Raw genomic sequence first — 7,133 nt, 5'->3', positions numbered from 1 at the left:
GGCGGACACACCCGCGGGCCGCGCCGCCGAACCGCGGACCGGGCCGGTCCCGCAGGCCGGCCGCGCGACGCCGGGCGCGCCCGTACCACTGCCTCGGCGCCGGCAGCCCACGCTCGTGGTCGACCACGGGCGCCGGCTCGACGCGACGGAGCCCGCCCGCTCCGGTGCAGACGGGGAAGGCGAGGGGCCGCTCGCCTCTCAGCCCCCGGCCGGCCCGGAACGGGACACCCCGCCCACCCTCGTACCCGTACCGCCGGAGGGACCCGCCCCGTTCGGCGGACTGCCCCGCCGGGTCCGCCAGGCCAGCCTCGCGCCCCAGCTGCGGGCGACGGGCGACCGCGCCGACGAGCCGCCCGCGCACACCGGGGGCGACCCGGCCGACGGGTCGGCCGACGGCGACTTCGAGCGCGACGCCGAGGAGGTACGCCGCCGCATGGCCTCCATGCAGCGCGGCTGGCAGCGCGGACGACAGCAGAACGCCGAGACGACAGCACCAGGAACCACACCGGAGGGGGACGGTCGATGACCGCACCGAACGCCGCAGCACCGCACACCAACGGCAACGGGGAGTTGAACTGGCTCCTCGACGAGCTGGTCCAGCGCGTCGGTTCCATCCGCAAGGCCCTGGTGCTCTCCAGCGACGGGCTCGCCACCGGCGCCTCGCAGGACCTGACCCGCGAGGACGGCGAGCACCTCGCCGCCGTCGCCTCGGGCTTCCACAGCCTCGCCAAGGGCGTCGGCCGTCACTTCGAGGCCGGCAGGGTCCGCCAGACGGTCGTGGAGCTGGAGGACGCCTTCCTCTTCGTCACGGCGGCGGGCGATGGCAGCTGCCTCGCCGTGCTCGCGGACGCGGACTCGGACGTCGGCCAGGTCGCCTACGAGATGACGCTGATGGTCAAGCGGGTCGGCGCCCACCTCACCACGGCCCCGCGCGCGGGCCTGTCCGCCGGAGGATGAGTGGGGGGACGGCATGACTGACGCAGGCCAGCAGGCCCAGGGACCGGTCCGGACCCACCACTGGTTCGACGACGAGGCCGGGCCGGTGGTCCGCCCGTACGCGATGACCCGCGGGCGGACGAGCGCCGCCACCCGCCACCGACTCGACCTGATCGCCGTCGTGGTGCCCGAACCGGCCGCCGACGACCCCGGTCGCGACCAGACGCTCTCCCCGGAACACGTGGAGATCGTCGAACGCTGTTCCGAGACACCCCAGTCGATCGCCGAACTCGCCGCCGGACTCGACCTCCCCGTCGGGGTGGTCCGGGTCCTGGTCGGCGATCTCGTCGAGGACGAACTCGTCCATGTGACCCGCCCCGTTCCGCCGGCCGAGCTGCCGGACGTGAGCATTCTCCGCGAGGTGATCAATGGCCTTCGGGCGCTCTAGCCGCAAGAAGCCGCTCGTCGAGCCGGTGACGCTGAAGATCCTGGTCGCGGGTGGATTCGGCGTGGGCAAGACGACCCTGGTCGGCGCCGTCAGCGAGATCAGACCGCTGCGCACCGAGGAGATCCTCAGCGAGGCGGGGCGGCCCGTCGACGATCTGCACGGGGTGGAGAACAAGTCGACCACCACGGTCGCCATGGACTTCGGGCGGATCACGCTGCGCGAGGACCTGGTCCTGTACCTCTTCGGCACCCCCGGGCAGGATCGTTTCTGGTTCCTGTGGGACGAGCTGGCGCAAGGCGCCCTCGGGGCGGTCGTCCTGGCCGACACCCGGCGCCTGGAGGACAGCTTCGCCGCGATCGACTACTTCGAGCGGCGTGGCATCCCGTTCACCGTGGCGGTCAACTGCTTCGAGGGCGCGCAGCGCTTCCCGGCGGAGAGCGTGCGCGGCGCGCTCGACCTCGATCCGGAGGTCGAGCTGCTGATGTGCGACGCCCGCGACCGGGAGTCCGTCAAGAACGTCCTGGTGGCGGTCGTCGAGCACGCCCTGGTCCTGGCCGACCGGGGGCGCCAGCCGGCCATCACCTAGGGGGTGCGTTGTCGATGACGCCGGGAGCCCGGCAAGATCGGCAAGACGCCCCCCAGGTCCTGTCCGTCCGGTCAGTGATCACTGATGCGGCCCGGCACCGGATCGAGCCGCTGAGGAAGGCCGATCCGGCCCGGGGCGGCGGTGGGCCGACGACGGCGTCGGGTCCGGGCGAGGTGCCGGCGGAGCGCCACAGCCTGCGACGCGCGGTCCTCAGCGCACCGCCACGACGGCCGACCCGTGCCCGAACAGCCCCTGGTTCGCGGTCATCCCGGCGCGCGCGCCGGCCACCTGACGGCTGCCGGCCGCGCCCCTGAGCTGCCAGGTCAGCTCGCAGACCTGCGCGATCGCCTGTGCCGGCACCGCCTCCCCGAAGGAGGCGAGACCCCCGCTGGTGTTCACCGGGATCCGCCCGCCGAGTGCCGTGACACCCTCCCGCACCAGCTTCGCCCCCTCGCCCGCCCCGCACAGGCCGATGTCCTCGTACCACTCCAGCTCCAGTGCCGTGGAGAGGTCGTACACCTCGGCCAGCGACAGGTCCTCGGGTCCGAGCCCGGCCTCCTCGTACGCGGCCCGTGCGATCGACGCGCGGAACGAGTCCGGGGCGGGGGCGACGCCCGCCGCCGAGTCGGTGGCGATGTCCGGCAGGTCGAGCACCGCCTTCGGGTAGGTCGGGGTGACCGTGGAGACCGCCCGGATGCGGACCGGCTCCCGGTGACCGTGCCGGCGGGCGAAGTCCATGCTGGACAGCACCAGCGCGGCGCCCCCGTCCGAGGTCGCGCAGATGTCCAGCAGCCGCAGCGGATCGGCGACGACGGCGGAGGCCGCGACCTCCTCGGCGCTCACCGCCGTCCGGTACCGCGCCAGCGGGTTGAGCGCCCCGGCCGCCGCGTTCTTGACCTTCACCTGGGCGAAGTCCTCCACCGTGTCCCCGTACAGCGCCATCCGGCGCCGGGCGTAGAGCCCGAAGTAGGCGGGGTTGGTCGCCCCGAGGACCCTGAAGCGCAGCCAGTCGGGATCGTCCGGCCGGTCCCCGCCCGCCGGGGCGAAGAACCCCTTCGGAGCGGCGTCCGCGCCGACCACCAGCACCACGTCCGCCATCCCGGCGAGGATCTGCGCCCGCGCGGTGTTCACCGCCTGCGCTCCCGAGGCGCAGGCCGCGTACACGCTGGTGACCCGCGCCCCCTGCCACCCGAGCGCCTGCGCGAACGTGGCCCCCGCCACGTACCCGGGATATCCGCCCCGGACCGTGTCGGCGCCGACCACCGCGCCGACGTCCCGCCAGCCGATCCCGGCGTCCGCGAGCGCCGCTCGGGCGGCGGCCGTCCCGTACTCGACGAAGCTGCGCCCCCACTTGCCCCAGGCGTGCATTCCGGCGCCGATCACCGCGATGTCGTTCACGCGCCGACCTCCCCGGTCCCGCCGGCCGCCGGCCCGCGGGTGCCGACCGGCCGCCAGTGCCAGGTCGTCCAGATGTGCGCGTCGTCCTCGTTCAGGACGCCCGGCACCGCTTCGACCTCCATGCCGACGGCCAGGTCCGCGGTGCGCACCCCGGGCGCCGCCTGTCCGAGGACCACCAGCGCCTCGTCCGCCAGCTCGACCGCGACCAGGGTGTACGGCTCCCAGGGCGCGTCGGGGTCCGAGACGTACGGCGCGGGCGGGCGGTAGCGGCCGTCGGTGTACGACCAGACGACGCCGCGCCGGGACAGCGGGGTCTCGACCAGCTCGCCGCCGCCCGGGCAGCCGGGGTTGCGGCACCAGGAGTCCTCACGGGGGAAGAAGACCGAGGAGCAGGCGGTGCAGCGGGTGCCGAGGAGCGCGAAGCCCTCCCCCCGGTTGCGGCCGTCGTCATCGGTGAACCATCCGTCCACCACCGGTCTGCGCGTCCGTGTCACGGCGGCCCTCCCGAGCATCCAGATCTGACGAAGCGTCAGAAGTGTGCCATGGATGGGAAGACCTGAGAACCGTTCCGGCCCCCGCTGCGTCCTTCCTGCCGGAACGGCGGCCGGGACCCACGGGGGTGGTCCCGGCCGCCCGCCCGTCACCCTCCGGACGTCAGTGCCCGGCCACCGACCGCCGGGCGACCGGGAAGTCGAAGAAGGTCGTCGGGAACGGCTCCGGCTTGAAGGTGAAGTGCCACCACTCCTCGGGCAGGTTGACGAAGCCCTCGGCGGTCAGCGTCCCCTTCAGCAGCTGCCGGTTGGCGCGCTGCACGCCCTGGATCCTCGGGTCGTCCGTGTGCGAGCGGGTGTCGAAGCAGTCGTAGCCGGTGCCCATGTCGACCGAGTTGTCGGGGAAGCGCTCGGCCTGTGGGGCGTAGCACTCCACCAGCTTCTCGCCCGGCAGATAGCGGCGGGTCGGCGCGGCCGGCAGCCGCACGACGGTCAGGTCCACCGTCGAACCCCGGCTGTGCCCCGACTTCTCCGCGATGTAACCGTCCGCGAACAGCCTCGACTTGTCGACCAGCGGATAGAACTCGCCCTTCATGCGCTCGTCGTCCAGGTCCTTCGCCCAGCGCACGAAGTGGTCGACGGCCCGCTGCGGGCGGTAGCAGTCGTAGACCTTCAGCGAGTAGCCCTGCGCCCGCAGCCTGACCTGGGCACGGTGCAGTGCCTCCGCGGCGGGACGGGTGAGGATGCACAGGGGCTGCCGGTAGCCGTCGATCGGCACACCGGTGAAGTTGTGCGGAGTCGTGTAGCGCATCTCCTGAAGGATCGTCCGGTCCACCGAGCTCAGCGCCACGAACTCCTCGGGGGCCTTCGGTTCCGGTCGGGCCTGTGCGGACGGTACGGCGGCGGTGGCGGCGAGCAGTCCGGCGACGGCCAGGGCGCCGAGGGCGCGGAAAGCGGTTGCAAGTCCTGTCATGTGCACCGTCTATCAGGTTCCCCGGGGCACGGGAAAGGGTGATCGCATACGGTCGCGTCGTGAAGGACTCCCACTGCACCCACTGCGGCGCCCCCTACGGCGACACCGCCTCCTGGCCCCGCACCTGCCCCGCCTGCGGCCAGGTCGCCTACCGCAACCCGCTGCCCGTCGCCGTGACACTCCTCCCGGCAACGGACGAGCACGGAAAGGGACTTGTCGTCATCACCCGCACGATCGAACCCCAGCGCGGCGGGGTCGCCCTGCCCGGCGGATTCATCGACCACGCCGAGGACTGGCAGCACGCCGTCGTACGGGAACTGTGCGAGGAGACTGGCATCGAGGCGCCGGTGGGGGAGGTGCGGCTCGCCGACGTCCTCAGCTCCCCGGGCGGCCATCTGCTCGTCTTCGGCCTGCTGCCCGCGCGCCCGGCCGCCGCGCTGCCGGCCTCGTTCCCCACCGACGAGACGACCGGCTGGCACCTGCTGCGCGCCCCGGCGGAGCTGGCCTTCCCGCTCCACACCGAGGCCGCGCGCCGCTGGTTCGCCGGGATGTACGACTGACGGGCGGGGCCGGGCCGTATCCGGGGGCGGCGCACTCGGCGCCGGGCCCCGGCCCCGGCGGAGCTGGCCTTCCCGCTCCACACCGAGGCCGCGCGCCGCTGGTTCGCCGGGATGTACGACTGACGGGCGGGGCCGGGCCGTATCCGGGGGCGGCGCACTCGGCGCCGGGCCCCGGCCACCACCACCCGGCCGTCCCGCAGCCGGGACGTGTACCGCTCGATCACCCCCGGCTCCCACCCGTCCCCGGTGTCCCGCACGACGAGCCCGCCGCCGGTCCGCCCCGCCGGTGGCGCCCACACCTCCAGCTCCAGCCCGCCGTCCCCGCCCCGCACCGGAATCACCGCACCGGCGCGCGCGAGCACCGGGATCCGGGACGGCGGAGCGTCGAGCAGCACCTGCCCCGGTCCCTCGTACGCCCGCCCGGTCGCCGTGTCGTACCAGCTCCCGCGCGGCAGCCGCACCGCCCGCTGCTCCGTGCCCGGCGCCAGCACCGGCGCCACCAGCAGACCGTCGCCCAGCAGGAACGCGTCCTCGCAGTCCCGCAGTGCCCGGTCCTCCGGCGCACCCCACCACACCGGCCGCACGTACGGCGCCCCGGTCAGCCGCGCGAGCTGGGCCAGCGTGACGAAGTACGGCCCCATCCGGACCCGTTCGGCCAGCGCCGCACGCGCGTGGCCGAGCACCTCCGGTCCGAACTCCCACGGCTCCCGTCGCCCCGCGTCGATCGCCGCGTGCGTACGGAAGAGCGGCAGCCAGGCCCCGAGCTGGAACCACCGCAGGAACAGCTCCCGCGACGGGCTCCCGTCGAAGCCCCCCACGTCCGGCCCCGAGTACGGCACCCCGCACAGTCCGAGCCCCAGGACCAGCGACAGCGAGGCCCGCAGCCCCGGCCACCCGGTCGACACGTCGCCCGACCAGGTGCCCCCGTACCGCTGCATCCCCGCCCAGCCCGAACGGGAGAAGAGGAACGGCCGCTCCTGTGGACGCAGCCGGCGCAGCCCCTCGTACCCGGCCCGCGCCATCGCCAGCCCGTACACGTTGTGGCCCTCACGGTGGYCGCCGCCACGGCCCTCCAGCGCGTGGCGGGCCGAGCGGGGCAGCGTCGGATCACCGAACGGGGTGAACGACACCGGCTCGTTCATGTCGTGCCAGAACCCGGCGAAGCCCTGCGCCAGCCGCTCCTCGTACAGACCGCCCCACCACGCCCGCACCGCCGGATCGGTGAAGTCCGGATAGGCGCAGTCGCCCGGCCACACCACGCCGCGGACCTCCTCGCCCCGCGCGTCCCGCACGAAGGCGCCGGCCGCCGCCCCGCTGTCGTACACCGTGTTCCCCGGCTCCGCCTTCACCGCCGGATCCACGATCGACACCAGTCGCACGCCCCGCTCCCGCAGCTCGGCGGCGAGCCCGGGAAGGTCCGGGAACCGTTCCCGGTCGACCGTGAACACCTGGTGGGCGTCGTAGTGGTCGATGTCCAGGTGCAGCACGGACAGCGGAAGGTCCCGGTCCCGGTAGCCGTCCGCCACCCGCCGCACCTCGCGCTCGCTGCCGAAGCCCCAGCGCGCGTGCTGCGGCCCCAGCGCCCAGGACGGCGGCTGGCGGGTGGTGTCGGAGCGCGTGACGGTCGCCGTGTCGCGGCATGGGGCGGTCGAGGTCAGGACGCCGGGCGGGGTGGTGCTGCGGCGGGACCTGCCGCCGCGCTGGTGGGAGCCGGCCGAGGGCGGTCCGGCGCGCTGGGTGC

General features: G+C 74.4%; 7 protein-coding genes and 2 pseudogenes. 5 read left to right on the top strand and 4 right to left on the bottom strand.

All coding sequences use genetic code 11. The annotated features are described in order from the left end of the window. The 4 genes and pseudogenes from EAO71_RS07715 to EAO71_RS07700 all read left to right on the top strand — a co-directional run. Positions 1-526 (top strand): annotated as a pseudogene (locus EAO71_RS07715) (histidine kinase); the annotation flags it as partial. Continuing rightward, positions 523-957, top strand: coding sequence for a roadblock/LC7 domain-containing protein (locus EAO71_RS07710; RefSeq protein ID WP_147977032.1), 435 nt, complete (start codon positions 523-525; stop codon positions 955-957). The pseudogene EAO71_RS07715 and the gene EAO71_RS07710, both read left to right, overlap by 4 nt. A 13-nt stretch (positions 958-970) precedes the next feature. Next, positions 971-1,384, top strand: a complete 414-nt coding sequence (locus EAO71_RS07705) for a DUF742 domain-containing protein (RefSeq protein WP_147977031.1) — start codon at positions 971-973, stop codon at positions 1,382-1,384. Further along, complete coding sequence (locus EAO71_RS07700) at positions 1,365-1,970, top strand: GTP-binding protein (protein WP_147977030.1); 606 nt, start codon at positions 1,365-1,367, stop codon at positions 1,968-1,970. The genes EAO71_RS07705 and EAO71_RS07700 overlap by 20 nt, the downstream gene beginning before the upstream one ends. A 210-nt stretch (positions 1,971-2,180) precedes the next feature. On the opposite strand, the gene EAO71_RS07695 is transcribed toward EAO71_RS07700, so the two are convergent. The 3 genes from EAO71_RS07695 to EAO71_RS07685 form a co-directional block, all read right to left on the bottom strand. Continuing rightward, positions 2,181-3,368, bottom strand: a complete 1,188-nt coding sequence (locus EAO71_RS07695) for a lipid-transfer protein (protein WP_187282598.1) — start codon at positions 3,366-3,368, stop codon at positions 2,181-2,183. After that, positions 3,365-3,862, bottom strand: a complete 498-nt coding sequence (locus EAO71_RS07690; RefSeq protein ID WP_147977029.1) for a Zn-ribbon domain-containing OB-fold protein — start codon at positions 3,860-3,862, stop codon at positions 3,365-3,367. Before EAO71_RS07690 ends, EAO71_RS07695 begins: the two co-directional genes overlap by 4 nt. Positions 3,863-4,022: 160 nt before the next feature. Beyond that, on the bottom strand, positions 4,023-4,832 hold the full coding sequence (locus EAO71_RS07685) for a M15 family metallopeptidase (RefSeq protein ID WP_147977028.1): 810 nt from the start codon (positions 4,830-4,832) through the stop codon (positions 4,023-4,025). A 59-nt stretch (positions 4,833-4,891) separates the two neighbouring features. On the opposite strand from EAO71_RS07685, the gene EAO71_RS07680 reads away from it, so the two are divergent. After that, entirely contained in the window at positions 4,892-5,392 is a 501-nt protein-coding gene (locus EAO71_RS07680) for an NUDIX domain-containing protein (RefSeq protein WP_147977027.1), read from the top strand. Positions 5,393-5,568: 176 nt separating this feature from the next. On the opposite strand, the pseudogene EAO71_RS07670 reads toward EAO71_RS07680, so the two are convergent. Then, positions 5,569-7,133: pseudogene (locus tag EAO71_RS07670) on the bottom strand (TIM-barrel domain-containing protein); the annotation flags it as partial.

Source organism: Streptomyces sp. MS191, assembly GCF_008042125.1.
GTDB lineage: Bacteria > Actinomycetota > Actinomycetes > Streptomycetales > Streptomycetaceae > Streptomyces.
Note: the sequence above shows the minus strand (reverse complement) of the source record. Positions and strands in the feature narration are given on the sequence as shown.